The organism is Mesorhizobium alhagi CCNWXJ12-2, assembly GCF_000236565.1.
In the GTDB taxonomy this organism is placed as follows: Bacteria; Pseudomonadota; Alphaproteobacteria; order Rhizobiales; family Rhizobiaceae; genus Allomesorhizobium; species Allomesorhizobium alhagi.
Window position 1 is genome coordinate 1 of the sequence record NZ_AHAM01000184.1, and the last position, 26,284, is coordinate 26,284.

26 protein-coding genes are annotated in these 26,284 nt (G+C 62.6%); 15 read left to right on the plus strand and 11 right to left on the minus strand.

The annotated features are described in order from the left end of the window. On the minus strand, positions 1 to 81 hold an 81-nt coding region (locus MAXJ12_RS35375; RefSeq protein ID WP_008838029.1), incomplete at its 3' end, for a PAS domain-containing protein. A gap of 358 nt (positions 82 to 439) precedes the next feature. Here MAXJ12_RS35375 and MAXJ12_RS21185 point away from each other — a divergent pair. Beyond that, complete coding sequence (locus MAXJ12_RS21185; RefSeq protein ID WP_008838030.1) at positions 440 to 1,171, plus strand: rhomboid family intramembrane serine protease; 732 nt, start codon at positions 440 to 442, stop codon at positions 1,169 to 1,171. 120 nt (positions 1,172 to 1,291) lie between these two features. Next, a complete protein-coding gene (locus MAXJ12_RS21190; RefSeq protein ID WP_008838031.1) occupies positions 1,292 to 1,723 on the plus strand; it encodes a CBS domain-containing protein in 432 nt (143 codons plus the stop codon). 45 nt (positions 1,724 to 1,768) lie between these two features. On the opposite strand, the gene MAXJ12_RS21195 is transcribed toward MAXJ12_RS21190, so the two are convergent. Next, positions 1,769 to 2,026 carry a YjhX family toxin gene (locus MAXJ12_RS21195; protein ID WP_040587254.1) on the minus strand — a complete coding sequence of 86 codons (258 nt, stop codon included), beginning with the start codon at positions 2,024 to 2,026 and terminating at the stop codon, positions 1,769 to 1,771. Positions 2,027 to 2,319: 293 nt separating this feature from the next. Here MAXJ12_RS21195 and gatB point away from each other — a divergent pair, with 293 nt between their 5' ends. The 4 genes from gatB (at position 2,320) to MAXJ12_RS21215 (ending at position 5,356) form a co-directional block, all read left to right on the plus strand. Further along, entirely contained in the window at positions 2,320 to 3,822 is a 1,503-nt protein-coding gene (gene gatB / locus MAXJ12_RS21200) for an Asp-tRNA(Asn)/Glu-tRNA(Gln) amidotransferase subunit GatB (RefSeq protein ID WP_008838033.1), read from the plus strand. Positions 3,823 to 3,824: 2 nt separating this feature from the next. Continuing rightward, on the plus strand, positions 3,825 to 4,316 hold the full coding sequence (locus MAXJ12_RS21205) for a GNAT family N-acetyltransferase (protein ID WP_008838034.1): 492 nt from the start codon (positions 3,825 to 3,827) through the stop codon (positions 4,314 to 4,316). An 88-nt stretch (positions 4,317 to 4,404) separates the two neighbouring features. Next, a complete protein-coding gene (locus tag MAXJ12_RS21210) occupies positions 4,405 to 4,803 on the plus strand; it encodes an NADH:ubiquinone oxidoreductase subunit NDUFA12 (RefSeq protein ID WP_008838035.1) in 399 nt (132 codons plus the stop codon). A gap of 154 nt (positions 4,804 to 4,957) precedes the next feature. Next, the gene (locus tag MAXJ12_RS21215; RefSeq protein WP_244421541.1) at positions 4,958 to 5,356 is read left to right on the plus strand and encodes a DUF2155 domain-containing protein; all 399 of its coding nucleotides are present in this window, start codon (positions 4,958 to 4,960) and stop codon (positions 5,354 to 5,356) included. Between the two features lie 76 nt (positions 5,357 to 5,432). Here MAXJ12_RS21215 and MAXJ12_RS39865 read toward each other — a convergent pair whose 3' ends face one another. Next, complete coding sequence (locus tag MAXJ12_RS39865) at positions 5,433 to 6,086, minus strand: SgcJ/EcaC family oxidoreductase (RefSeq protein WP_085984009.1); 654 nt, start codon at positions 6,084 to 6,086, stop codon at positions 5,433 to 5,435. On the opposite strand from MAXJ12_RS39865, the gene MAXJ12_RS21225 reads away from it, so the two are divergent. Beyond that, on the plus strand, positions 6,085 to 6,441 hold the full coding sequence (locus tag MAXJ12_RS21225; RefSeq protein ID WP_008838038.1) for a hypothetical protein: 357 nt from the start codon (positions 6,085 to 6,087) through the stop codon (positions 6,439 to 6,441). The genes MAXJ12_RS39865 and MAXJ12_RS21225 overlap by 2 nt on opposite strands. 27 nt (positions 6,442 to 6,468) lie before the next feature. On the opposite strand, the gene aat is transcribed toward MAXJ12_RS21225, so the two are convergent. The 6 genes from aat to MAXJ12_RS21255 all read right to left on the minus strand — a co-directional run bounded on the left by aat (position 6,469) and on the right by MAXJ12_RS21255 (position 11,793). Further along, positions 6,469 to 7,086 (minus strand): leucyl/phenylalanyl-tRNA--protein transferase, encoded by a 618-nt coding sequence (gene aat / locus MAXJ12_RS21230; RefSeq protein WP_008838039.1) that lies wholly within the window; start codon positions 7,084 to 7,086, stop codon positions 6,469 to 6,471. A gap of 9 nt (positions 7,087 to 7,095) precedes the next feature. Then, positions 7,096 to 8,439, minus strand: a complete 1,344-nt coding sequence (gene accC, locus MAXJ12_RS21235) for an acetyl-CoA carboxylase biotin carboxylase subunit (protein ID WP_008838040.1) — start codon at positions 8,437 to 8,439, stop codon at positions 7,096 to 7,098. Positions 8,440 to 8,458: 19 nt separating this feature from the next. After that, positions 8,459 to 8,926: an acetyl-CoA carboxylase biotin carboxyl carrier protein gene (gene accB, locus MAXJ12_RS21240; protein WP_008838041.1), complete on the minus strand. Its 468-nt coding sequence runs from the start codon at positions 8,924 to 8,926 to the stop codon at positions 8,459 to 8,461. A 26-nt stretch (positions 8,927 to 8,952) separates the two neighbouring features. Continuing rightward, a complete protein-coding gene (gene aroQ, locus MAXJ12_RS21245) occupies positions 8,953 to 9,387 on the minus strand; it encodes a type II 3-dehydroquinate dehydratase (protein ID WP_008838042.1) in 435 nt (144 codons plus the stop codon). A 130-nt stretch (positions 9,388 to 9,517) separates the two neighbouring features. Further along, positions 9,518 to 10,339, minus strand: a complete 822-nt coding sequence (locus tag MAXJ12_RS21250; RefSeq protein ID WP_008838043.1) for a DsbA family protein — start codon at positions 10,337 to 10,339, stop codon at positions 9,518 to 9,520. 50 nt (positions 10,340 to 10,389) lie between these two features. Continuing rightward, a complete protein-coding gene (locus tag MAXJ12_RS21255) occupies positions 10,390 to 11,793 on the minus strand; it encodes a M48 family metalloprotease (RefSeq protein WP_050898867.1) in 1,404 nt (467 codons plus the stop codon). A 135-nt stretch (positions 11,794 to 11,928) separates the two neighbouring features. On the opposite strand from MAXJ12_RS21255, the gene MAXJ12_RS21260 reads away from it, so the two are divergent. Both MAXJ12_RS21260 and MAXJ12_RS21265 read left to right on the plus strand, forming a co-directional pair. Then, a complete protein-coding gene (locus MAXJ12_RS21260) occupies positions 11,929 to 13,077 on the plus strand; it encodes a pyridoxal phosphate-dependent aminotransferase (RefSeq protein WP_008838045.1) in 1,149 nt (382 codons plus the stop codon). Between the two features lie 11 nt (positions 13,078 to 13,088). Continuing rightward, on the plus strand, positions 13,089 to 14,018 hold the full coding sequence (locus MAXJ12_RS21265; protein WP_008838046.1) for a glutaminase: 930 nt from the start codon (positions 13,089 to 13,091) through the stop codon (positions 14,016 to 14,018). A gap of 79 nt (positions 14,019 to 14,097) precedes the next feature. Here the strand turns inward: MAXJ12_RS21265 and MAXJ12_RS21270 are convergent, their stop codons facing one another. Next, on the minus strand, positions 14,098 to 16,941 hold the full coding sequence (locus tag MAXJ12_RS21270; RefSeq protein ID WP_008838047.1) for an Rne/Rng family ribonuclease: 2,844 nt from the start codon (positions 16,939 to 16,941) through the stop codon (positions 14,098 to 14,100). Positions 16,942 to 17,587: 646 nt separating this feature from the next. Here MAXJ12_RS21270 and MAXJ12_RS21275 point away from each other — a divergent pair. The 6 genes from MAXJ12_RS21275 (at position 17,588) to MAXJ12_RS21300 (ending at position 24,610) form a co-directional block, all read left to right on the plus strand. Then, entirely contained in the window at positions 17,588 to 18,841 is a 1,254-nt protein-coding gene (locus tag MAXJ12_RS21275; protein WP_008838049.1) for an N-acetylmuramoyl-L-alanine amidase, read from the plus strand. Between the two features lie 217 nt (positions 18,842 to 19,058). Beyond that, positions 19,059 to 21,500: a penicillin-binding protein 1A gene (locus tag MAXJ12_RS21280; RefSeq protein ID WP_008838050.1), complete on the plus strand. Its 2,442-nt coding sequence runs from the start codon at positions 19,059 to 19,061 to the stop codon at positions 21,498 to 21,500. A 126-nt stretch (positions 21,501 to 21,626) separates the two neighbouring features. Further along, a protein-coding gene (prfB, locus tag MAXJ12_RS21285; RefSeq protein WP_139043970.1) for a peptide chain release factor 2 occupies positions 21,627 to 22,758 on the plus strand; the annotation gives its coding sequence in 2 pieces (ribosomal slippage) (positions 21,627 to 21,692 and positions 21,694 to 22,758; 1,131 coding nt in all). Positions 22,759 to 23,011: 253 nt separating this feature from the next. Then, the gene (locus MAXJ12_RS21290; RefSeq protein ID WP_008838052.1) at positions 23,012 to 23,365 is read left to right on the plus strand and encodes a hypothetical protein; all 354 of its coding nucleotides are present in this window, start codon (positions 23,012 to 23,014) and stop codon (positions 23,363 to 23,365) included. 88 nt (positions 23,366 to 23,453) lie between these two features. Further along, positions 23,454 to 23,822, plus strand: a complete 369-nt coding sequence (locus MAXJ12_RS21295; RefSeq protein WP_008838053.1) for a GFA family protein — start codon at positions 23,454 to 23,456, stop codon at positions 23,820 to 23,822. Positions 23,823 to 23,953: 131 nt separating this feature from the next. Continuing rightward, positions 23,954 to 24,610 (plus strand): YiaD family glycine zipper/OmpA-like lipoprotein, encoded by a 657-nt coding sequence (locus MAXJ12_RS21300; protein ID WP_008838054.1) that lies wholly within the window; start codon positions 23,954 to 23,956, stop codon positions 24,608 to 24,610. Between the two features lie 82 nt (positions 24,611 to 24,692). Here MAXJ12_RS21300 and MAXJ12_RS21305 read toward each other — a convergent pair whose 3' ends face one another. After that, positions 24,693 to 26,270, minus strand: coding sequence for a DEAD/DEAH box helicase (locus tag MAXJ12_RS21305; protein ID WP_008838055.1), 1,578 nt, complete (start codon positions 26,268 to 26,270; stop codon positions 24,693 to 24,695). Between the last annotated feature and the right edge of the window lie 14 nt (positions 26,271 to 26,284).

Here is a 26,284-nt window from a genome sequence, read left to right on the forward strand (position 1 = left end):
CTCGGTCCGCTTCGGCGCGGGGCGTCCGTTGCGCAATCGGTTCCAGTATTGGAACAGGTTGATCGATCCGTTCTGTTTCATGCTTCTCCGCTCCGCGCGATCTGCTGTCCGGTGTCCCATCGGCGAACAGAAGGGCGTTGTTCGATGGTCTACATGCGGGGTGGAGCAGGTTGCGTGCCAGCGCGGTTATCGGTTGTTAACCGGTCGGGGCCGTTAAGGTTAACCAATGGTTTAGATTGTTGCTCCGGCCGGGCTGTGGCACGCTGAAATCACTCCAGAAGCGGTCGTTTCACGACGACAGGCAGCACTTTCGGTCAAAAGCATTGGGGAGAGCAGGGGGCTCGACCAGCCGTCCAGGGGCAACCCTGGGCGGCTTTTCTTTTGTGATTCGGCCTGCTCTGTCCTAAGTGAGCGTTTCAGTTCCCCCCGGAAACGCAGCATGAACCAATCGCCGCCCGAGCCTAGCGAAGACGAACAAGACGGCGCGCCCAAGCGCCGGGAGCCGGCGTTCAATCTCCCCGGCATAGTGCTGGCGGCCATTGCGATCTGCGCCATCGTCCATCTGGTGCGGGTATACGCGCTGGATTTCGAGCAGGATCTGGAGCTGTTGATACGGACGGCCTTTATCCCGATCCGCTACTCCGGCCAGTTCGATATTGACGTCTATGCGTTCTCCAGCCCTTTCACCTATGCCTTCCTGCATGGCGACTTCGCGCATCTCGCCATCAACATGATCTGGCTCGCGGCGTTCGGTTCGCCGCTCGCAAACCGGCTTGGCGCGGCGCGCTTCGCGGCATTCTGGGCCTTCACCGGGCTTGCAGCGGTTGGGCTGCATTATCTGCTTCATCCTCTCGACCAATCGCCGCTTGTGGGAGCGTCCGGCGCCATATCGGGCATGATGGCGGCCGCGGCGCGGTTCGGTTTCCGCATAGACCGCGAGGCGGGAAAGGCGGCTTTCACCGGCGCGCTGCTGCCCATATCGCTCGTGCTGCGAATGCGCGGCGTGCTGACATTCCTCGTCATCTGGATGGCAATCAATCTGGTCACCGGCCTTGTCGGCTTCGCGCCGGGCGTCGAAGACCGCATCGCATGGGAAGCGCATGTCGGCGGCTTCCTGGCGGGTTTCTTCGGCGTCCGCCTGTTCGACCGCCAACCGCCGCGTAACCCGTAACGCCCGGTCTGCAAGCGCTTCGTACTTGAAATGGAAAGGGCGGAGGGGCACGATGTACAGGCGGAGCGAAGGCACTGCGACACAGCGCCCGTGCGCCGCCAACGCCAAGGAGGACGCGCCGTGACAGTGAAGGCTATTCTCGAACAGAAAGGCCACGATGTATACACGTTTGGCCCCAACGAGAAACTGGCGGAAGCCATCCGAATTCTCGCCGAGCACCGGATTGGCGCGCTGGTGATCACCAATGGCGACGGCAAGATCGTCGGCATTCTCTCCGAGCGCGACATCGTGCGCTGCATCGCCAAGGACGGCGCCGCCGCGCTCGATCATGCGGTTCGCATGGTGATGACGCCGAAAGTCAAGATCTGCAACGAGCACCACACTGTCAACGAGGTCATGGAGATCATGACCAAAGGCCGCTTCCGCCATCTGCCGGTCGAAAAGGATGGCTTGCTGAACGGCATCATTTCCATCGGCGACGTGGTCAAGCGCCGCATCGAGGATGTCGAGCGCGAGGCGGCGGAGATACGCGCCTATATCGCCACGGCTTGAGCCAGACGCCGCCGACCCGGCGAGGAGCCGGCGGCGTCCTTCCAATCACCTGTTGTCGAGTTCGGAGCGGACGAGCTGCAGGCCGCGCCGCGTGATGCGGTACGGTCCGCCGTCGGAGGAGGCGATTGCCTTCTTCCGCTTCAGCTTCCTGAACAGGTCGAGATCGAATCCAGGATAGTGCCAGCCGTCGCGGGTCAGGCACTGGATCGCCTCTATGCGTTTTCTGTCGTCCTTTTCGATTTCAATGCGTCCGCCCTGCGCAAGCAGGTGAAGAATGCGCTGTTCGCTGCGCGATATGTCCATGATGTGGAAGTCCGGAAAACCTGGCCGATAGGCCAACACAAAAAGCCGCAGCCGCATGAGCGGCACGGCGGTTTCGGTTTTCATGCCCTGGCTTCTAAAAGCTCAGGGCTTCAACGGGACTGAGCGAAGGTAGACATCCACACTCCATCGGGATGTTTCGCATATAACGAGCGGCTTTTGAAAACGCCAGTCCATTCTCCCGACGCTTGCCTCTCCCGGCCATTTGCACTAGCGAATGCCGACGCTGAATATACATCTTGCAGATATTCCCGACCCTACCGACGCAGGCCTTCATGACCATCATCGACACACGTACGCCCGATCCGAAGCGCTTCATTTCCGGCGCCACCGGTGATTGGGAGATCATCATCGGCCTGGAGGTGCATGCGCAGGTGACGTCGCAGGCCAAGCTGTTTTCCGGCGCATCGACTTCGTTCGGCGCCGCGCCTAACGCCAATGTCAGCCTGGTGGACGCGGCGATGCCCGGCATGCTGCCGGTCATCAATGAGGAATGCGTGAAGCAGGCGATCCGCACCGGGCTTGGGCTGAAGGCGCAGATCAACCACCGCTCGGTCTTCGACCGTAAGAACTATTTCTATCCCGATTTGCCGCAGGGCTACCAGATTTCGCAGTACAAGCAGCCGATCGTCGGGGAGGGCATCGTCACGGTTTCCGTCGGCCCCGACCGGGCAGGCAATTTCGAGGATATCGAGGTCGGAATCGAGCGGCTGCATCTCGAGCAGGATGCCGGCAAGTCAATGCATGACCAGCATCCGACCATGTCCTATGTCGACCTCAACCGATCCGGCGTCGCCCTGATGGAAATCGTGTCGAAGCCGGACATGCGCTCCGCTGACGAGGCCAAGGCGTACCTTACCAAGTTGCGCACGATCGTTCGCTATCTCGGGACCTGCGACGGCAATATGGACGAGGGCTCGATGCGCGCCGACGTCAACGTCTCCGTGCGTCGCCCGGGCGGAGAATTCGGCACGCGCTGCGAGATCAAGAACGTCAACTCGATCCGCTTCGTCGGCCAGGCGATCGAGTCCGAAGCGCGCCGCCAGATCGCTATCCTCGAAGATGGCGGCAAGATCATCCAGGAAACGCGGCTGTTCGACCCGGGCAGGGGCGAAACCCGCTCGATGCGCTCTAAGGAAGAGGCGCACGACTATCGCTATTTCCCCGATCCGGACCTTCTGCCGCTCGAATTCGACCAGGCCTATGTCGATGCCCTGGCCGCGGAATTGCCGGAACTGCCGGACGACAAGCGGGCGCGGCTGGTCTCCAGCCTCGGCCTCTCGGTCTACGACGCATCCATTTTGATTTCCGAGAAAGCTATTGCCGATTATTTCGAGAAAGTCGCGGCTGGGCGTGACGGCAAGCTCGCCGCCAATTGGGTCATCAACGATCTGCTCGGCCAGTTGAACAAGGCCGGCAAAGGTATTGAAGATGCGCCGGTTTCGCCCGATCAGCTAGGCGCCGTCATCGATCTGATCAAGGAAGGTACGATTTCGGGAAAGATCGCCAAGGATCTGTTCGAAATCGTCTGGAACGAGGGCGGCGACCCGCGCGAACTGGTCGAGAGCCGCGGCATGAAGCAGGTCACCGACACCGGCGCGATCGAAAAGGCGGTGGACGAAGTGATCGCGGCCAATCCCGATAAGGTCGAACAGGCGCGCGCCAAGCCGAGCATGGCCGGCTGGTTCGTAGGCCAGGTGATGAAGGCGACGGGCGGCAAGGCAAATCCGCAGGCGGTGAACGGCCTGGTCAAGGCCAAGCTCGGGATCGAGGAATAAGAATGTTTGTGCGAACCGCCAGCGAGCGCGATCTCGCCGCGGTGCGGGCGCTGCTGGTCGAGACCTGGCACGCCACCTACGATGCGATCTACGGCGTTGAGCGGGTGACGGAAATCACCGATGATTGGCACTCCATAGCCTCTCTGAAGGCGCGAATGGCGCGGCCGAATTCCGAGTTCCTCGTCGCCGATGACGGCAAGGTGATCGGCGGCATGGCTTACGCGGCTGCCACGAGCGATCCCAAGCTGGTGATGCTGCACCAGCTTTACGTGCACCCGTCTTTCCAGGGGAAGGGCATCGGAAAGATGCTCCTGGATGAGATCGCGGACAGTTTTCCCGATGCGCGCACATTGCGCCTCGAAGTGGAGGCGGCAAATACGGCCGCGCTGGCGTTTTACCGCGCCAACGGTTTCGTTCAGGCAGGCGAGACCGCCAATTGTGGAGGCCCGCAATCCGGCATACCGGCCATGGTGCTGGAAAAGGCGCTCGATTGACCGCTTCGTGCGACGGCGGAACACTTGCCATCATCGCCGCCGAAAGCCATAAGCGGGCGTGCATGAAGCGCGGCGACAGGGTAGTTCGATGAAGAAATTCCTCCTGCAGTTTTTCACCTGGTGGAACGGCCAGACGCTGGGAACGCGCTTCCATACCTGGCGGCACGGCGCCGAGGTCGGACGCGACGAGTTCGGCAACATCTATTATCAGGGCGGTACCGATTCGGAGGGCCGTACGCGTCGCTGGGTGATCTACGCCGATCAGGCCGAAGCATCCATGATTCCGCCCGGTTGGCACGGCTGGATTCATCACCGGGTCGACGTTGCGCCGTCGCAGGAAAGCTATGCGGCCCGCGAATGGGAAAAGTCCCATGAGCCCAACCTGACCGGCAGCGCCGCCGCCTACCGGCCGAAGGGCTCGCTTCTGTCCGGCCGGCATCGCCCGCAGGTTACCGGCGACTACGATGCCTGGACGCCTGGCGGTTGAGGTTGGACGGAGCGGCGGTGTTTTCTCGCCACAATTGGCGGCTACTCGCTTGGTCGTCACGGGCCTCGGCGCGCGACAGAATCACGGCCGCAAATTCCGGTACTTCAAGATGATCGAATTCAGCCTGACCTCGCTCGGAAGACGAGCGGCATCCATGGCCGCCGTAACCGCCGCGGCCGCGATCGTCGCGCTGTCGCCTGCGAAAGCCGAGCGCATCAACAATCCTGTCGCCGAGTTCACCGGCGTCGACAAGATCACCGGCCGCATCATCACGTTCGACGTTTATATCGACGAGACCGTGCAGTTCGGTGCGTTGCAGGTGACGCCGCGCGTCTGCTATTCGCGGCCGGATACCGAAGAGCCCAAGACCGATTCGTTCGTCGAGGTCGACGAGATCACGCTGGACCGCAAGATCAGGCGGATTTTCACCGGCTGGATGTTCGCCGAAAGCCCGGGCCTGAACGCGGTCGAGCACGCCGTCTACGACGTCTGGCTGAAGGCCTGCAAGCAAAAGTCCGACGTGCCGGCGCCGGAAGCTGCAACGACAAACTAGTGGTCAAAATCTGACGCTTGGTACCGAAGTCGTAGGCCCGCTCAGGGTGGTGGAAAATGGACCTAAGCGTGTTGGCTCACTTGGAAGCCATGGCGGCGACAAACGTGTTCTGGGAAGCGACAATCTTCCAATCGCTTCCACGCTTCTCGACTATATGCTTGAGGTGAGACTTGATCGTCCTATCCCCGTGCTCCTGCGCACCAGGAGGCGCAGGAGAGAAACCCTTCACCTCCACATCTAGGTCAAGGATCATCGTATCACGACCAATCGGCCTGATGCGCCGCACACGGGCCGTAGCTTCCGTGGTTCGGCCGGGTCCGCTCCACAGGTCGACGTGCATTTGTGCGATGGCGTCTCGATCACCCCAGATTTGACCGGTCGGGTCTACAAGTTCCGCATCGGGCCAGTAAGCCTCGCCATAACCCGGCCCATCGCGCATGTTCCAAGTCCGCGTGAATACGCGAGCAAGCTCTTCCGCCGCTGCCCTCATCTCCGCATGGGATACAGCTTGCATTTCCCATCCCCCTGATATGCGGAATTGGCGCGCTGAGCGCTCAAGAATTATAACACGGGTGCTCATGAGACGGAACGTCCGTCGTAGGGTCGGAACAGGTATTGCGCATCGGGTATCAAGCGTCAGATTTTCACCACTAGGCCGCTCGAACCCGGAACATTCACCAGAGGCGGCCGTTTTTTCCGCGTGTCGAACACGACGGGAGCAATGCGCCATGGCCTCGGTTGAGCAAGAGCTGCTTGCACTCGAAAGGCAATTCTGGACCGGCGGTTCTAAATTCTACCAAGAGAACGTCGACGAATCCTGCCTGATCGTGTTCAACCGCGACATGGCCGGCGTGATGAGCAACAAGGATATTGCGGCCACAGTCAAGAACGGCAATCGCTGGAAAGACCTTGAAATCAAGTTGAAGGGGCTGGTCACGCCCTCGGAAGACACCACCATCCTGAGCTACGAGGCGCGGGCGACACGCGAAAGCGGCGGGCGCTACGCCGCATTGGTCAGCACCGGCTATGCGAAGCGCGACGGCCGCTGGAAGATGGTGTTCCACCAGCAGACGCCGCTGGCTTGAACGGCCAGCACGGTGGCGTCTCGGGCGCTAGGGGAAAAAGACCGCTTCGCCCTCCAGCGCGTCCTCCAGCATTCTCTCATATTTGCCGCGCGGCACGTCGATCGCGCCGAAGCGCTTCAAATGCTCCGTTGTGAACTGCGTGTCGAGAAGCACGAAGCCGCGTTCGCGCAGGCGCTCGACCAGCCGCACGAGGCAGGCTTTGGAAGCGTCGGCTTCCCTGGAGAACATGCTTTCGCCGAAGAAAACGCGGCCGAGCGTCACGCCGTACAGCCCGCCCACAAGCTTCCGGCCATGCCACGCCTCGACCGAATGGCAGTGGCCTCGCTCGAACAGTCCAATGTAGGCCTCACGGATCGGCTGGTTGATCCAGGTTGACTTGCGCTCTTCCCTGGCTTCGGCGCAGGCGTCGATCACGCCCGGGAAATCGCTGTCGAAGCGAATCTCGAAACGACCCTGGCGCATCGTCTTGCGCAAGCTCCGAGGAATGTGGAACGTGTCCAACGGAATGATGCCGCGCGTTTCAGGACGGACCCAGAAGACTTCGGGGTCGCTCGCGCTTTCGGCCATCGGAAACACGCCCGACGCATAGGCTTTCAGCAGCAGGTCGGTCGGAATGCGGTAGCCGGGGGCGTATGGTCGGGTCATCGACCCTTATTATACAGTCTCCGCCAGATGCTTTTCCAGCCAGTGGATGTCGTAGTCGCCATTGGCGATGTCGGGATTGCCTACGAGGTCGCGAAACAGCGGCAGCGTGGTCTTGATGCCGTCCACAACGAACTCATCGAGAGCCCGGCGCAGCCGCATCATGCATTCGACGCGGTTGCGGCCGTGCACGATCAGCTTGCCGATCAGGCTGTCGTAGTAGGGCGGAATGCGATAGCCGGAATAGACGCCCGAATCGACGCGGATGCCGAGGCCGCCCGGCGTATGGAAATGCGTGATCGTGCCCGGTGAGGGCGTGAATGTGCGCGGGTCCTCGGCATTGATGCGGCACTCGATGGCATGGCCCTGGAACCGCACCTCGTCCTGGCGCACCGATAGCCCGCCGCCCGATGCCACCCGGATTTGTTCGTGCACCAGATCAATGCCGGTGATCGCCTCCGTCACCGGGTGTTCGACCTGCAGTCTGGTGTTCATCTCGATGAAGTAGAACTCGCCATCCTCATAGAGGAATTCGATCGTGCCGGCGCCCGAATAGCCGAGATCCGCGATCGCCCTGGCGCAGGTTTCACCGATCCGGGTGCGCTGCTCCTCGTTGAGGGCCGGCGAATTCGCTTCCTCCCAAACCTTCTGGTGGCGGCGCTGCAGCGAACAGTCGCGTTCGCCGAGGTGAATGCCCTTGCCTGCGCCGTCCCCGAAAACCTGGATTTCGATGTGGCGCGGTTTTTCGAGGAATTTCTCGATATAGACTTCGCTGTTGCCGAAGGCCGCGCCGGCCTCGCTGCTGGCCGTCTGCAGCGCCTGGATGAGATCCTGTTCCGTGCGTGCGACCTTCATGCCGCGGCCGCCGCCGCCGGCGGAGGCCTTGATGATCACGGGATAGCCGATATCGGCTGCGATCCGCTTGGCCTCGCCTTCGTCGGACACTGCGCCCTCGGAGCCGGGGACGACGGGAATGCCGAGGCGCTTGGCGGTGCGCTTGGCTTCGATCTTGTCGCCCATGACGCGGATATGGTCGCCGGACGGGCCAATGAAGGTGATGTTGTGCGCGGCCAGTATGTCGGCGAACTTGGCGTTTTCGGACAGGAAGCCGTAGCCGGGATGCACCGCGTCCGCGCCGGTGATCTCACAGGCGGCGACGATCTGGTGGATGTTGAGATAGCTGTCGCGCGAGGGCGGCGGGCCGATGCAGACGCTCTCGTCCGCCAGGCGCACATGCATGGCGTCGGCATCGGCGGTCGAGTGGACGACGACGGTCTGGATGCCGAGTTCCTTCGCCGCACGCAGGACCCGAAGGGCGATCTCGCCGCGATTGGCGATCAGGATTTTCTGGAACATGAGGTACGGCTTCCCCGGGCTACTCAATGACGACGAGCGGCATGCCGAATTCCACCGGCTGGCCGTCTTCGATGAGGATCGCGGTCACCGTTCCCGAACGCGGCGAGGGAATCTGGTTCATCGTCTTCATCGCCTCGATGATCACCAGCGTCTGGCCTTCCTTTACCTGCTGACCCACATCGATGAACGGCTTTGCATCGGGCGAGGGGGCCAGATAGGCAGTGCCTACCATCGGCGAAGGCACTGCGTTCTTCGACAGGTCGGCGGCAGGGGCTGGAGCCTGTACGGGCGCCGAAGATGGAGCGGCCGGCGCGTGATGAACGATCGGCGCGGGCGCATGGACGCTGTGAACGGCCTGCGCATGGCGCGACACGCGCACCTTCAGATCGTCCAGCTCGACCTCGATCTCGGTGAGATTCGTGTCGTTCAGGATACCGGCGAGATCGCGGATCAGCTGCTGGTCAACACCGGTCTTCTTTGTCGACATGTCGGAACCTTTTCCTGTTCTGTCTGTCACAGCCGCGCCGCCAGCGCCTGAAGTGCCAGAGTATAGCCAAGCGGGCCGAAGCCGCAGATCATGCCGGTCGAGACGGGCGCGATCATCGATGTGTGCCGAAACGCCTCGCGGGCGTGAATGTTCGAAAGATGCACTTCGGCGACCGGCAACGGCGAGACCGAGCGGATCGCATCATGTATCGCGATGGAGGTGTGGGTGTAGGCGCCGGCGTTGATGACGATGCCGGCCGCCTTCTCGCCGGCCTCCTGGATCCAGTCGACCAGATCGCCTTCATGGTTGGACTGGCGAAAGACGATCTCCAGCCCCAATGCCGCGCCGGCCTTCCTGCAATCCTCCTCGATGCCGGCCAGCGTCGTTCCGCCATATATGCCGGGTTCCCGCTTGCCGAGCGCGTTGAGGTTGGGACCGTTCAGGATGAAAATCGTTTTCAATATATGCACCTTTCGCCGCACCAGAAGGCATCTGGCGCGCCGGGACTTCTATACTGGGCATAGAGCGCCGCGAAAAGAGCGCAAGCAGCTTCTTTCTCTGTCCACAGCGGCGGGCGTCGGAAAGGCCCGATCAGCAGGTGGCGGCCTCGATGCAGGTCTTGGCGGCCGCGATCTTCTCGGTCAGGACCTCCTTGCCGAGCGCGCCGAACACGACCTCGTTGCCGACGACATAGGACGGCGTTCCGGTAATCGCCAGGCGGTTGGCGAGTTCGTAGGTTTCCGAGAACGCCTTGGTGATTTCCGGATTCTTCATCTCTTCGCGCAGCCTGGCCTCGTCGACACCCAGCGAAACTGCGAGCTTGACGGCGCTGTCTTCGCTGGCGCGGCCGGCTCCGCCGAGCAGCGCATTGTGGAACTCGCCATATTTTTCAGGCGCAAGCGCACGGAAGGCCATGGAGACGACATGGGCCTTCTGCGAATCCGGGCCGAGGATCGGGAATTCCTTGAGCACGAAGCGCAGTTCCGGGTCAGCCGCGGTCAGCGCCAGCATGTCTTCCTGGGCGCGTTTGCAGTAGCCGCAATTGTAGTCGTAGAACTCGACGATCGTCACCTTGCCATCGGGATTGCCGACGACGCCATCATAGGCGGCGTTGAATATCTCGGCCTTGGCTTCCTCGATCACCTGCAGATGGGCGACGCGCTGCTCCTCCTGCTGTTTGGTTTCGAGCGCCTGCTGCACCTCGAGCATCAGTTCGGGATTCGACAGCAGATATTCGCGCACGATCGTCTCGACCTGCTTCCGGTCGAGCTGCGTCTCGGCCGCGGCGACGGTTAGCACCTGCGGTGCGTCTTCGGCCTTGGCGATTTGCGGCTTGCCGGCAACGAAGCCCGCCGCCAGCAATCCAAAAGCCACGGCGACGCCGGCTGCTCCCAACAAAAGTGCCTTGTTCATGGTCGTTTCCTCTGGAGTTTCCGTTCAGTCGTCCGACCGGCGCGGAAGGTTCATTTCTTCTTGCCTGGCATCTTGTAATTGATGATGTCCTGGGCGCGGACCCAGCCCGGTGCGCCGCGCTTGAATCTCTGCTGGGCGCGGGCCGCGAAGATCTTCGCATCCTTGTAGGCGCCGCGGTAGAAGTGTCCCTCGGCGGTGGCGAGTTCGGCCTCAGGAATCTCGCCGAGCTGGCCATAGGCCTGCGCGAGGTAGCGATAGCCGGAACTGTTTTCGCGGTCCCGCTGAAGTCCCTTCTTGATCTCCGCCACCGCCTGCTTCAGCGACGCCGGATCGCCGACCGCAATCAGCGCCTGCCCAAGCGAAATCGGCAGGATGCCGGATTTGACGGGGTCCAGCCGCACTGCGGTGGTGTATGCGCCGACCGCGTCTGCCGGACGGTTGGCCTTCATCAGTATGTCGCCCCGCAATTCGTGGAAATACGGGTTATTGGGCTGCGCCTTGATCAGCGCGTCGGCCTTCCCGAGCGCCGAGCGCGGATTGCCGTACATGTAGGTGGCCATCGCATCGCCGTACTGCGCCGGCAGGCCCTGCGGGTTCTTGCGGAACAGCCGCGCCGCCGCCGACTGGCCTTGCGTATAGACGGCGATCTTGGCGCGCATCATATCGTGGCGCTGCTGCAGCGTCGGCGAATCCGTGCGATCGTAATTGGGGCTGCGCTTCGCCAGTTCCTCGAGGTTGGCGATGCGCTCGCGCGGCATTGGATGGCTGACCTGGTAAGGATCGACGCGCGACCCGGAAAGCGAAAGCGCATTCTGGAAGCGCTGGAACGTCTTCAGCATGCCCTTGGACGACTGTCCCGTCGCCTCGAGATAGGTAATCGCCGAGCGGTCCGCCGTGGTTTCCTCCGAGCGCTGGTAGCCGAGCAACCCGCGCCGCGCAAACTCGCCACCGCCAGCTGCCAGGCCGCCGCCGGCTTGGGCGATCTCCTTGGAATTTGCCGCCGCGCCGGCAACCACCGCACCGATGCCGAGCAGCCCGGCCACGACCGCCATGGTCTGTGCACGCGCCAGTTGGTCGCGCAGGCGCTCCTGGTGGCCGCCGGCAATATGGCCGGCTTCATGGGCTATGACGCCGATGATCTCGTTGGGGGTTTCCGACTGCAGCAGCGCGCCGGTATTGATGAACATGCGCCGCCCGGCCACGAAGGCGTTGAAACGAGTGTCGTTGACCAGAATGATGTCGATGCCGGATTTGGAAAGGCCGGAGACCTTGAGGATCGGCCTCGCATAGTCGCGGACCAGCGCTTCGATTTCGGCATCGCGCACGACCGGCAGATTGCCCTGAGCCACAGCGCTGCCCGGGCTCGTTACGCTCACGGCGAGAGCAAGCGACACTGCTGTCAGCGCTCTCGCCGTTTTGGCCAATTTTGCAAGTATCGGAAATCGTGCGTGCATAGCGGGAACCACTGGTAAACGAGCCATGGTGGGATGAAAAGTCGAAGCGCCGCATTTCATGAACTTGTGATCCCCACATCATTCGGGCATTTGTGCGGCGCATTGCCCGAGCGCATATGAAGGAATGGTGCGGATATGGCGGTTTCACTCTCCCGGCGCGGCGATGTCGAGCCGTTCCACGCGATGGACGTGCTTGCCGAAGCCAATCGGCTGAAAGCGCTCGGCAAGCCGGTGATCTCGATGGCGGTCGGGCAGCCTTCCGACCCTGCGCCGACGCTGGTCCGCGAGGCTGCGGCAAAGGCGCTGGTCGAAGGCCGCATCGGCTATACCGACGCGCTGGGCACGGCCGAGCTGCGCAACGCCATAGCAGCGCATTACCAGGAATATTATGGGCTTGAAGTGCCGGCCACGCGGATCGCGGTGACCACCGGATCCTCGGCTGCATTCAATTTGGCGTTTCTGGCGATGTTCGACACCGGCGACCGTGTCGCCATCGCCGCGCCCGGCTATCCAGCCTATCGCAACATCATGAAAGCCCTCGGCCTCGATGTCGTCGAGATCGAACTGGAAGGCGCTGCCTACCTCCGTTCCGAACACCTTCGGGAAGCGCATGCCGAAAAGCCGCTCAAAGGAGCGGTTTTCGCCAGCCCGGCCAATCCGACGGGAGCCGTGGTTCCTGCGGACGACCTCGAAGCACTCGTTCGAACGGCCGAGGAACTTGGAATCGCGTTGATTTCCGACGAGATATATCATCGCCTGGCCTATTCGGCGCCCGATACCACGGCGCTCGCCTTCAGCCCCGACGTAACCGTCATCAACTCCTTCTCGAAATATTACTGCATGACCGGCTGGCGAATCGGCTGGATGGTTCTGCCGGAAAAGCTCGTCCGGCCGGTCGAGCGCGTCCAGCAGAGCCTTTACATCTCCGCACCTGAACTGTCGCAGATTGGCGCGACGCAAGCGTTCCGGGCGACCGACGAGTTGGAGGCGGTCAAGGCCCGTTATGCCTGGAACCGCGATCTCTTGATGCAAAGGCTCCCGGAACTCGGCTTTTCGCTCGCCGCGCCAATGGACGGGGCATTCTACGCCTACTGCGACGTTTCCCGGTTGACCAACGACAGCATGGAGTTTGCCCGCGCAATGCTGGCGGAAGCACATGTCGCGGCAACGCCGGGCCACGATTTCGATCCGCTCGCCGGCCAGCGCTTCATGCGCTTTTCCTATGCCGGCAGCCATGACGATATGGCCGAAGCGCTGGATCGCATCGGCCGCTGGCTCGGCTGACGGAGGCGCCAATGCCCGAAATCGAAGCCGTGCTCTCGGATATCGCTGCCGAGATGGCCGCCCGCGCCGATCGCGGTGACGTCGTAACCTACATTCCGCAACTCGGCAAGGTTGATCCAAGAAAATTCGGCCTGACTATCGCCATGGTGGACGGACGCGTGTTTTGCGCGGGCGATGCCGACGAAGCGTTTTCGATCCAAAGCATATCCAAGGTCTTCACGCTGACCTTAGCTCTCGGCAAGATCGGCGACTCGCTGTGGCAAAGGGTAGGGCGTGAGCCGTCGGGAAACCCCTTCAACTCGATCGTCCAGCTCGAACAGGAGCGGGGAATACCGCGCAATCCGTTCATCAACCCCGGCGCGATCGTCGTTTCGGACGTGCTGCTGGCGGGGCATCAGCCGCGCGAGGCGATCGGCGAAATCCTGCGCTTCGTACAGTTCCTGGCCGACGACGAAACCGTGTTCATTGACCACGAAGTCGCTGCGTCAGAGCGGGCGACCGGCTTCCGCAACTTCGCGCTGGCCAACTACATGCGTTCCTTCGGCAATCTCGAACACGCAGCCGAACTCACGCTCGGCGTCTATTTCCACCACTGCGCCATCGCCATGACGTGCCGCCAATTGGCGCTGGCCGGCCGGTTTCTGGCCTGCGACGGGCGCAATCCGGCAACCGGCCATTCGGTTGTTTCGGCCGAGCGGGCGCGGCGCATCAACGCGCTGATGCTGACTTGCGGCCATTATGACGGATCAGGCGACTTCGCATTCAGGGTCGGCATTTCGGGCAAGAGCGGCGTCGGCGGTGGTATCCTCGGCGTCGTTCCGGGCGTTGCGTCGATGGCGGTCTGGTCGCCCGGCCTCAACGCGGCCGGAAATTCCAGGCTGGGATCGATCGCGTTGGAAAAGCTCGCCAAGGCTATGAACTGGTCGATCTTTTCGCCTTGAGCCGGCAGCGCGCCAAAGAAAAGACCCGCATCGCCGTCAGCGGTGCGGGCCCCCTTTAGGTAATCAGCATAAAAGCTGGTCAGAAAAAGCTTTTTCTCTGCCACCATCCGGCCTTCTTCGGCTTTCCGTCGGTGGCTTCCTCTTCTTCCTCGCCAGTCGAAGACACGAGCTTGACGACAGGTTCGGCCGGCTTTTCCTCTGCCGTTTCGGGCGCTTCGTTGGCAGGAGCGGCAGCCGCCTCGGCCGGTTCTGCCTTCTTGCGCCGCGGGGCGCGCGGCTTCTTGGGCTTTTCTTCGGCCGTCACCGCAATCGCTTCCGGCTCGGCCATCGCCGGTTCCGCGGAAACCGCCGCTTCCGCAGCCTCTTCCGCCTTCACCTTTTTCGGCCTGGCGGCGCGGCGAGGCTTCTTGGGCTGTTCGTCGACAGCAGGCGCTTCCTCAGGCGGGGCCGCAAGGACGGCAGCGTCTTCAGTCACCTGCTCCGACAAAGCCTCGACGGCTACAGGTTCCGCCGCGACGGTCTCGTCCTGCTGCTCCGCTCCGTCCTCGTCACGCCGGTTGCGCTTGCCGCCGCGCTTGCCGCGCCGGCGCTTCTTGCGGTCGACATCCTCGCCGGTTTCGTCCGCAGCCTCGGCTGCGACGGGTTCGACCGCCTCAGCGGTCTCGGCGCGATCTTCGTCGGCGGCGGCCGCAACATCCTGTGTCGCCGCGCCTTCCACATGCGTGGCATCGCGATCGCGATCCTTGCCGCCGCGCCGTCTGCGGCGCTTCCGCCGCTTGCGGTCGCGCTGCTCGCCGGTTTCGGCTCTCTGGACCGGCTGTGCTGGCCGTTCCTCGGCCGCGGTCTCGACGACTTCTTCCTCCTCCTCGACGATTTCGTCCTCCGGCTCGTCATAGACAGGCGCGAGCAGGGGAACGGGACCGCCGACAGGCTTCTCGGCCACCGCACCGCGGAAGATCGCGTAATGCTGCGCGCCGACCGAATCGTCCATCTCGATCGTGATCGTCAGGCCGAAGCGCGCCTCAAGTTCGGCAAGCGTGCTGCGCTTGTGGTTGAGCACGTAGAGCGCGGTCGAGGTCGGGGTTCGCACCGTAATGTGGTTGCGCGAATCCTTGATCAGGAATTCCTCGATGGCCCGGACCACAAGCAGCGCCACGGACGATTCCGAACGAACATGCCCGGTTCCGCCACAATGCGGGCAGGGCTTCATCGTCGATTCGAGCACGCTGGCGCGGATGCGCTGGCGGGACATCTCCATCAGGCCGAAATGCGAGATGCGGCCGACCTGGATGCGCGCGCGATCGTTCTTGAGGCAATCCTTCAGGCGCTTCTCGACCGCACGATTGTTGCGGTTCTCCTCCATGTCGATGAAGTCGATGACGATCAGGCCCGCGAGATCGCGCAGCCTGAGCTGCCGTGCGACTTCGTCGGCGGCCTCGAGATTGGTGTGGAGCGCGGTTTCCTCGATCGAATGCTCCTTGGTGGAGCGTCCGGAGTTCACGTCGATCGCAACCAGCGCCTCGGTCTGGTTGATGATGATGTAGCCGCCCGATTTCAGCGTGACCTGCGGCTGCAGCATCCGGTCGAGCTGCGCCTCGATGCCGTTGCGCACGAAGATCGGCGTGGTGTCGCGGTAGGGCTGAACCACCTTGGCGTGGCTCGGCATCAGCATGCGCATGAAGTCCTTGGCTTCGCGGTAGCCGTCCTCGCCCGAAACCAGAACCTCGTCTATGTCCTTGTTGTAGAGATCGCGCACCGAGCGCTTGATCAGGCTGCCTTCCTCATAAACGAGGGCAGGGGCGGTCGACTGCAAAGTCAGCGTCCGGACCGTTTCCCAGAGCCGCATCAGATATTCGTAGTCGCGCTTGATCTCGGCCTTGGTGCGGCTTTCGCCGGCCGTGCGCAGGATGACGCCCATGCCCTGCGGCACATCGAGATCCTGCACCACTTCCTTCAGGCGCTTGCGGTCCTGCGCATTGGTGATCTTGCGCGAAATGCCGCCGCCGCGAGCGGTGTTCGGCATCAGAACCGAGTAGCGTCCGGCGAGCGAGAGATACGTGGTCAGGGCTGCGCCCTTGTTGCCGCGCTCTTCCTTGACCACCTGCACCAGCAGGATCTGCCGGCGCTTGATGACTTCCTGGATCTTGTAGTGGCGGCGTACAGGCTTGCGGCGGTTGCGGGCTTCCTCGATCGCGTCCTCGGCGCCGACCGATTCGACCTCATGATCGTCATCATTGGATGCGGTCACGTCCTCGATCACGCCGCCGCGATCGTTTTCCGTCAGGCTCGACTTGGAAATTTCTTCGGAAACGACGTGGGCATCCGCCGTGGCGGCCATCGTAATGTTGGTTGCATCGTCAAGGGCGGCGTCCGGCGAGATTTCGGCAGCTCCCGCGCCGGCTGCGCTAACGTCATCCCCAGCTACCGGATCGACGTCATCGTCTGAGGTAACGCTTTCATCGTTCTCGCCGTCGCCCACAGCTTCGCTGTCGTCATCGGCGCCCTCGGCGCCCTCGGCGGCCGATCGCACCTCGCCGCTGCGGTCGCGATTCTTGCCGCCGCGCCGGCGGCGGCGTCCGCGATTCCGGTCTTGGCGGTCCTCGCCCTCGCCGTCCTCGTCATTCTCTTCCTCGGCGGCCTCGGCTTCCGCACGCAGTAGCGCCTGACGGTCCGCGACCGGGATCTGATAGTAGTCTGGATGAATTTCGCTGAAGGCGAGGAAACCGTGCCGGTTTCCGCCATATTCGACGAAGGCTGCCTGAAGGGAGGGTTCTACCCGCGTGACGCGGGCGAGATAGATGTTTCCTTTGAGCTGCTTCTTATCCTGGGATTCAAAATCGAATTCTTCGATACGGTTACCGTGAACAACGACGACCCGTGTTTCCTCCGGGTGGGAGGCGTCTATTAGCATCTTGTTGGGCATTATTTCTTTTCCCGCCGGATGCAGCCAGCGGGCCCGGAAGCGGCGAAATGCGCCTCTCCGAACCCGTCAATCGCTGCATGCCGGACATATTAACGTCCGCGGGCCGCTGCCTGGACGCCATGGCGGTGCCGCCCGCTGCCGAACCGGCGCGGTAACCTGCGGACCTTTCCATGATTGCGCCTGAAGCCATCGCGTAACCTTGCGGAACCATTTGAACCAAAGCCCGGAAAAACCGGACCAGCTGTTTGCTCGTACAGAGCCGGCGCGGAGTTGTCGTTCCGGCCGTTTTCCTCGACGTCGGGGTTCACGTTGCCGCAAACACCGCGACGAAATCCGTCGCGATCACCTTCGGCCTTGTCGCAGGTTGCGATTGAAGCCGTATTCGTCGCCTTGGCTGTGTTGTGGAAAGCGGAGGCGACGGGCCTCGGGGCATTGCAGTGATCCAATGTCGCTTTTATGATTTGATGGCATTTATAGCAACCCCGTTTTCGGATGCCGGCAAAAGCTATGCCGCTGCGGAAAGCCGGGCAAAAAAGGCTTGGTTAACCTTATCTGGATACCAATCGTTAAGCGACATCGAGCCTAACGGACGCGTGGCCGGGAGCCGGTCCTGGACCGGCGGCAAATCGGGAGCAGGGTGGCTGGAATGCATTTCGAAAGCATGAGGACGAGGCAGGCTGCCCGCAAGATTTCTCTGCGCGGCGCCGCACGTGGCTTGATGCTTGCCATGTTCATGGTGTTCCAGGCAGCGCTGTCCCTGGCCGAGGCCGCGCCGCTGGAAGCGCGTGACTTCAAGATGGCCGGCGACGCAACGCGCATGCGCGTCGTCCTGAATTTCGACGGCGAACCCAATCCCCAGTGGCTTCTGTTGCGTGCGCCGCATCGTCTCGTTGTGGATCTCCCGGATACGAAATTCCTTTTGCATCCCGACGACTTGAAGGCGGGCGGCCTGGTCAAGGATGTGCGCTACGGGCACCTCCAAGAGGGCAAGTCGCGGCTGATTCTGACATCGAAGGGACCATTCACCGTCGAGAGGCTCGACGTCCTGAAGAACGAAGATGGGCCTGGATATCGGCTGGTGGTGGATCTTGTTGCCGCGTCCGACAGGCAATTCGAGGAGGCGCTCGCGGAGCAGTCCCAGACCACGGGCGCAACCGTCGCCACCCCGAAGAGCGATCGTCTGGGCAAGGCTCCCGCCGATGATGCGGCGCGGCCCTTCACCATTGTCATCGATCCGGGACATGGCGGCATCGACGGCGGAGCCAAGGGCGGCAGCGGGACAGAGGAGAAGACGATCACGCTGGCCTTTGCGCTGGAACTGAAGGCGAAGCTCGCCTCCACCGGCAAGTACGAGGTGCACGTGACCCGGGAAAAGGACGAGTTCCTGCGCCTCGACGAACGCGTGCGAATCGCGCGCCAGCATGAAGCGGATCTGTTCATATCCATTCATGCCGATACGATCCGCCTGAAGGGCATTCGCGGTGCGACCGTCTACACCGTTTCAGACAAGGCATCCGATGAGGAGGCCGAGGCGCTGGCGATACGCGAAAACCTGTCGGATCAACTCGCCGGAATGGAGATCGAGGGCGAGAAACAGGAGGTCGCCGACATTCTGGTCGATCTGATCCGCCGCGAGACGCACAATTTCTCGATCCGGTTCGCCCGTTCGCTGATCGGCGAGTTGTCAAACACTGTCGGACTGATCAACAATCCTCATCGCTTCGCCGGCTTCAAGGTGCTCAAGGCGCCGGACGTGCCTTCTGTCCTGGTCGAGCTTGGCTACATGTCGAATCCCAAGGACGAGGCGCAATTGCGCGACCCGGATTGGCGAGGCAAGGCGGCGACGAGCATCTCCAATGCCATCGCGGATTTTGCCGCGGCGCGATCGGCAGGCGGGTGATGCCCGGGCTTCCTGTCACGGCCCGTCGCGCCGGGCGTTGCGTCCACGCCACACCACGTGGTTTAATCGCCAAGATTTCCGCGACCCTCGTCATGCTGCCGCATTTTATCCACATCCGCGCGACAAGGCTGACCGCTATCGGATCGGGCATGGTTCCGCGACTTGCGGTTGTCTCTGCTATTACGGAGAGAAATCCCGATCTCGGACTGGAGCGGGCATGATTCGGCTTATTGGTTATTTCTTCGGCATCGGCACGATGCTGGCGCTTCTGGTGGCGGCCGGAGTCGCCGTCTATGTGGGCAACCTGACCAAGGGGTTGCCGGATTATGAGGTGCTCGCCAGCTACGAGCCGCCGGTGACGACGCGGGTCCATGCGTCGGATGGCGCGCTGATGGGCGAGTTCGCGCGCGAGCGCCGCCTTTATCTGCCGATCCAGGCCGTGCCCGACCGCGTAAAGGCTGCCTTCCTTTCAGCGGAAGACAAGAATTTCTACTCACACCCGGGCATTGATCTGGAAGGCATCGCCCGTGCCGCTGTTGTCTATTTGAGAGGCGGCCCTATGACGGGCGGCTCGACGATCACGCAGCAGGTCGCAAAAAACTTCCTCCTGACCAATGAGCGGTCGCTGGAGCGCAAGGTCAAGGAAGCGATCCTGTCCTTCCGCATCGAGCAGGCCTATTCCAAGGACCGGATTCTCGAACTCTACCTCAACGAGATTTTCTTCGGCCTGGGCTCTTACGGCATTGCCGGGGCGGCACTCACCTATTTCGACAAGTCGGTAAGCGAATTGACGGTAGCGGAAGCCGCCTATATGGCCGCGCTGCCCAAGGGACCATCGAACTACCACCCGTTCAAATATACCGACCGTGCGATCGAACGCCGTAACTGGGTGATCGACCAGATGGTCGCCAATGGCTATGTCTCGCGCGAGGAAGGCGAAAAGTCCAAGGCCGAACCGCTCGGCGTCACTCCACGCCGAGGTGGAACATACTTGTTTGCCGGTGAGTATTTCACGGAGGAAGTGCGCCGCGAGATTATCGCGCGCTATGGCGAGGATGCGCTTTACGAGGGCGGACTGTCGGTTCGCACCTCGCTCGATCCCGAGATGCAGCGTGTCGCACGCAAGGCGATGCAGCGCGGCCTGATGAAATACGACATGCTGCGCGGCTATCGCGGCCCGGTGACGACGATCGACATCTCCGGCGATTGGGCCGTGCCGCTCGGTGAGGTCAAGCGCCTCGACGATGTGCCGGAATGGCGGCTGGCGGTGGTGCTCGAAAGCTCCAAAGCGGGCCTGACGGTTGGCCTTCAGCCCAAACGCAAGGCATCCGGCGCGCTTGCGGACGAGCGCGAGCAGGCAACCGTCTCAAAGGAAGACATGAGCTTTGCCATGCGCCATGTCGTCGACGGCAAGCGTGTCAAGGCGGATTCTCCAGCCGACGTGCTGAAGCCCGGCGACGTGGTGTTCGTCGAAAAGAAGGAAGGCGAGGACGGCTACATGCTGCGCCAGCCGCCGGAAGTGTCGGGTGGCATGGTGGCGATGGATCCGCATACCGGCCGCGTGCTCGCGATGGTCGGCGGCTTCTCCTACGCGCAGTCCGAGTTCAACCGGGCAACGCAGGCGATGCGCCAGCCGGGCTCTTCGTTCAAGCCGTTCGTCTATGCCGCCGCGCTCGACAATGGCTATACGCCGGCGTCGGTCATCATGGACGGGCCGATTACCATCAGAATCGGAAACGAGGTCTGGTCGCCGAAGAATTATGACGGCAGGGCGGCCGGTCCGTCGACGTTGCGCGCCGGCATCGAGCGTTCGCGAAATCTCATGACCGTGCGGCTGGCCAACGACATGGGCATGAAACTGGTGGCCGAATACGCCGAGCGCTTCGGCGTGTACGACAAGATGCCGCCTCACATCGCCATGTCGCTTGGCTCAGGCGAAACCACCGTCATGCGCATGGTTTCCGCCTATTCGGTGATGGCCAATGGCGGCCGGCAGATCAAGCCGTCGCTAATCGACAGGATCCAGGATCGCTACGGCAAGACCGTGTTCAAGCACGATGAGCGCGGTTGCGAAGGCTGCGTGGCGGAGGAGTGGGCCGAGCAGCCTGAGCCGGAACTGATCGACAATGCCGAGCAGGTGCTCGATCCGATGACAGCCTACCAGATCACCTCGATGATGGAAGGCGTCGTCACCCGCGGCACCGCCGTTACGGTATCGGAGCTCGGCCGCCCGATCGCCGGCAAGACCGGCACGACCAATGACGAGAAGGACACCTGGTTCATGGGCTACACGCCCAATCTGGTGGTCGGCCTCTATTTGGGATTCGATCAGCCGAGGACCTTGGGCAAAGGCTCGACCGGCGGCGGTCTTGCGGCGCCTATCTTCAAGGAATTCATGGCCGAAGTGCTCAAGGATGTTCCGCCGACCGAATTCCAGGTGCCAGAGGGCATGAAACTCATCGCGATCAACCGCAAGACCGGCATGCAGGCCGGCGCGGGCGAACCGGGAACGATCATGGAAGCCTTCAAGCCCGGCACGGGCCCGGCCGACAGCTATTGGGTTATCGGTATGGGCGAGGATGGCGGCTCGATCACCGGCGAAGCGCTGTCTCCGCAAGCCAGCAAGGCCATCCAGACGGGCGGCGGCGGCCTTTACTGATCCCACATCCGCATCGAATAAATGGGCCGGCCCGCGCCGGCCCATTTTGCTTTACAGCCCGCGGACGCCTCCCTATGTTCCGCGCCAACCCGAACCGGCACCACACATTCAGGACAAACACCTGCCATGCGCGCAGAAACGGAAAAGCTCGTCGATGAAATCAAGCAGGCCATAAGCCTGCTGAGGAGGCATCTTTGACTGGGACGAGGCACTGAAGCGTCTCGAATACCTCAATATGCGCGCGGAGGATTCGAGCCTCTGGAACGACCCGCAGGAAGCGCAGAAACTGATGCGCGAACGCCAGAGCCTCGATGATGGAATCACTTCCGTCAAAAGGCTGTCGCAGGCGCTTGCCGACAATACCGACCTCATTGAAATGGGCGAGGAGGAGGGCGACGCCGATATCGTCGCGGAGGCGGAAACCGCCATCCGTTCGCTTTCCGGAGAGATCAAGGCCCGGCAGATCGAGACCCTGCTTTCGGGCGAAGCCGACGCCAACGACACCTATCTCGAAGTTCACGCCGGCGCCGGCGGCACGGAAAGCCAGGACTGGGCGTCGATGCTGCTGCGCATGTACACGCGCTGGGCCGAAAGGCGTCGCTTCAAGGTCGAGGTGCTGGAAGTCCACGACGGCGAGGAGGCCGGCATCAAGTCCGCTACCGTGATGATCAAGGGTCACAATGCTTATGGCTGGCTGAAGACCGAGTCCGGCGTGCACCGGCTGGTGCGCATCTCGCCCTACGATTCGAACGCCCGCCGGCACACTTCGTTCGCCAGCGTCTGGGTCTATCCGGTTATCGACGATTCCATCGACATCGACGTCAGCGAATCGGATGTTCGCATCGACACCTACCGCGCGTCCGGCTCGGGTGGCCAGCATATCAACACCACCGACTCCGCCGTGCGCATCACCCATCTCGCGACCGGAATCGCGGTCGCCTGCCAGGCCGAGCGCTCGCAGCACAAGAACAAGGCAAAGGCCTGGGAGATGCTCCGCTCGAGGCTGTACGAGGAAGAACTCAAGAAGCGCGAGGCAGCGGCAAGCGCGACCGAGGCGGCCAAGACCGAAATCGGCTGGGGCCACCAGATCCGTTCCTATGTGCTGCAGCCCTATCAGTTGGTGAAGGATCTGCGAACCGGCGTGGAAAGCACCAGCCCCTCCGACGTACTCGACGGCGACCTCGACGACTTCATGGAAGCGTCGCTGTCGCAGCGCATCGAAGGTTCGGCCGGGCAGCCCGTCGCCGATATAGATTGATCCCTTCCGTCAACCAGAAACACCCACGAATTTAGCCGTAGACGCACCTCGTTCAGGCTTCCTGCACGGGGCGGGAGCGGGGTCGCTCCGGCATTGACCGGGAATGTCGGATACGAACATGCCGGCGCCGCCGCCCGAGGTCCAGGGAACCGGAAGCGGGCAATCACGTTTAGAAGCTGGTAACCACATGGGCGCAAGCTCGGGTGGCCACTTTGGTGCAGCTTCTGGGAGGAGGCAACTGTGGAAAAAAACCATGTTTTGCTCGACACTCTCCTCCTTGCCCGCCGGTCTGGCCGGTGCGGCCGCATCTCTCATCCTGTCCTTTTCAGTTCCCGCATTCGCCCATGACGCGATACCGACCGCCGCGCAGCCGAACGGCTGGAAATATCCATTCTCCTGCTGTTCGGGTTACGATTGCCGCGAAGTACCCGGCAAGGCGATCAGTGAGCGCCCGGAAGGCTATGTCATAGAAGGCACGGGCGAGGTCGTCGCATATTCCGATGCGCGCCTGAAGAATTCGCCGGACGGCCAGTTCCACTGGTGCTCGGTGGCCGGCGCCAGCGACGGCAGGACCATCTGCCTGTTCGTTCCGCCACGTTCGTTTTGAACACGTCGCCATCCTGACCGACACTGTCAGGATGGACCGGTAAGGGTCCGCTGGGTTAGCGTGGATCACCCAACCGGAAGGACGTGACATGGCGATTGTCGGAAGCTGCCACTGCAAGGCTACGGTGTTCGAGGTCAGCGAGGCCCCGCAGACGGTCACCTCCTGCACCTGCTCGTTCTGCTCCAAGCGCGGCTCGCTTTGGGCCTATTATGTGCCCAGCCAGTTCAAGCTTCTGACGCCGCCGGAAAACGTCTCGGTCTATCAGTGGGGATCGCCGACGGTGAAGCATGGTTTTTGCGCCACTTGCGGCTGCGGCACCTTCACCGAGACGCCCGATTTCAGCACGGGCGAGCCGGATTTCGACAATCCCAGAATCAGCGTCAACTCGCGCCTGTTCGACGATTTCGATCTCGGCGCGGTCGAAGTGGTGGTGATCGACGGCAAGAATCTCTGGTAGGAAACGACCTGCACGCCTGGCGAAATCTCGGGCCAGGTTCGACCGCTTTTCGCCGCAATTCATGTTACAAGCACTCCGAAGGGCGGCGCGACTCGCGAGCCTGCGGGGACAATCAGGAGAGGGATCACCGAATGAGCAGAAAATGGATTGCCGCGCTGGTCGCGGCGGCGTTTGTCGGCGCGTGCACGACCGACCCCTATACGGGCGAGCAGAAGGTTTCCAACACGGCGGGCGGCGCTGCACTCGGCGCCGGCCTTGGCGCGCTGGCCGGCATGGCTGTCGGCGGCAGCAAGAATGCACAGCGCAACGCGGTTCTGATCGGAGCGGGCGTCGGCGCGCTGGCCGGCGGCGCCATCGGCGCGACGATGGACCGCAACGAGGCCGAGTTGCGTGCACAGCTGCAGGGCACAGGCGTCAGCGTCACGCGCGCCGGCAACCAGATCATCCTAAACATGCCGTCCGACATTACTTTCGGCGTCGACCAGGATGCAATCAAGCCGGGATTCTACCAGACTCTGAACTCGGTCGCGCTCGTCCTCAACAGGTTCCAGCAGACGATCGTCGACGTCTACGGCCACACCGACTCCACCGGCAACGACAGCCACAATTTCGACCTGTCGCAGCGCCGCGCGCTATCTGTCGCGAACTACCTGAGCGCGCAGGGCGTCGATTCGCGACGCTTCGCGGTCACCGGTTTCGGTGAGACGAAGCCGATCGCCTCGAATGCCACGACGGAGGGCAGGGCCCAGAACCGCCGCGTGGAAATCCAGCTTTCGCCGCTGACCTGATTTCAGGTGCGGCCAACGCGCCGGAACAGAAAAGGCCCGCAGCGATGCGGGCCTTTTCTCATTTCGCGGGAACGGGTGAGTATCAGACCTTGCCGGCGACCCGCATGAAAGCAGGCATATCGTCGCCGAACCCGACCGTTCCGTCATTGTCTTCCTGACGCTGGCGGGCATTGCGGTCCTCGCGGCGCGGGCGCTCCTGGCGGTCGCCGCGCGGCTGATCGGCGCGTTCCGGCCGGGTCTTGCGCTCGGCATTTTCCGTCTTGATCGCTTCCCGGCGCGCCGGCCGTTCGTCATTGTCGGCTATCACTGGCTCCGAGCGGAGCTCCGGCTGGTGCTGCGCCTTCTCGTCGGCGGGCTTCGGCTCAGCGGCGGAGCGCGGGCGGCGTTCGCCACGAGGCTTGCGTTCGCCCTCGTCCTTGCGGCCGCTGCGACGTGGCGCGCCGGCTCCGCGCCCGCGGCGCGGCGCATCGTCCTCGGATTCGGATGCGACGACCGTCGAGAGGTCGCCGTCGTGCCACTCGATCTTCAGTCCCGTGAGCCTTTCGATCGCGTCGACATATTTCACGTCGGATTTGGTGACGATGGTAAAAGCCTTCCCCAGCCGTCCGGCGCGGCCGGTGCGGCCGATGCGGTGAACATAGTCCTCCGCATGGATCGGCACGTCGTAATTGAAGACGTGGCTGACTTCCGGAATGTCGAGACCGCGCGCTGCGACATCCGAGGCGACGAGCAGCTTCAGCTTGCCGTCGCGGAAATTGGACAGCATCTGCATGCGCGCGCGCTGGTCCATATCGCCATGCAGCGCGCCGGCGTCGAAATCGTACTTGACCAGCGAGCGGAACAACTCGGCGACCTCGACCTTGCGGTTGCAGAAGATGATCGCGTTCTTCAGGCCGTCGGCCTCGGCATTGATGAGGTTGCGCAGCGTCTCGCGCTTGTCCCACGGTTTTGGGCCGGACTTGACGAGGCGCTGAGTGATGTTGGTGCTGCTCGACGCGGCCCTCGAGACTTCCACGCGCACCGGCGCATGCAGGAACTGCTCTGTCAGCTTGGTGATTTCCGGCGGCATCGTAGCGGAGAAGAACAGCGTCTGGCGCGTGAACGGGATCATCTCGCAGATGCGCTCAATGTCGGGGATGAAACCCATGTCGAGCATGCGATCGGCCTCGTCGATGACGAGGATTTCCACACCGTTCAGGAGCAGCTTGCCGCGCTCGCGGTGATCGAGCAGGCGGCCCGGGGTCGCGATCAGCACGTCGGCGCCGCGCTCCAGCTTCTTTTCCTGCTCGTCGAAGGAGACGCCGCCGATCAGGAGCGCGATGTTGAGCTTGTGGTTCTTGCCATACTTTATGAAGTTTTCCTCGACCTGCGCGGCGAGTTCGCGCGTCGGCTCCAGGATCAGGGTGCGCGGCATGCGGGCGCGCGCGCGGCCTTTTTCGAGCCGCGTCAGCATCGGCAGCACGAAGGAGGCGGTCTTGCCTGTGCCGGTCTGGGCGATGCCGAGCACGTCCTTGCCTTGCAAGGCGTGCGGGATCGCGCCGAGCTGGATCGGCGTCGGCACGGTGTAACCCGCGTCGGTGACTGCGGAAAGGACTTTCGGCGACAGGCCGAGGTCCGCGAAGGTCAACGCTTCTTGAGCGATCTGGTTGTCTGAGGACAAGTTTCTTGGCTGCT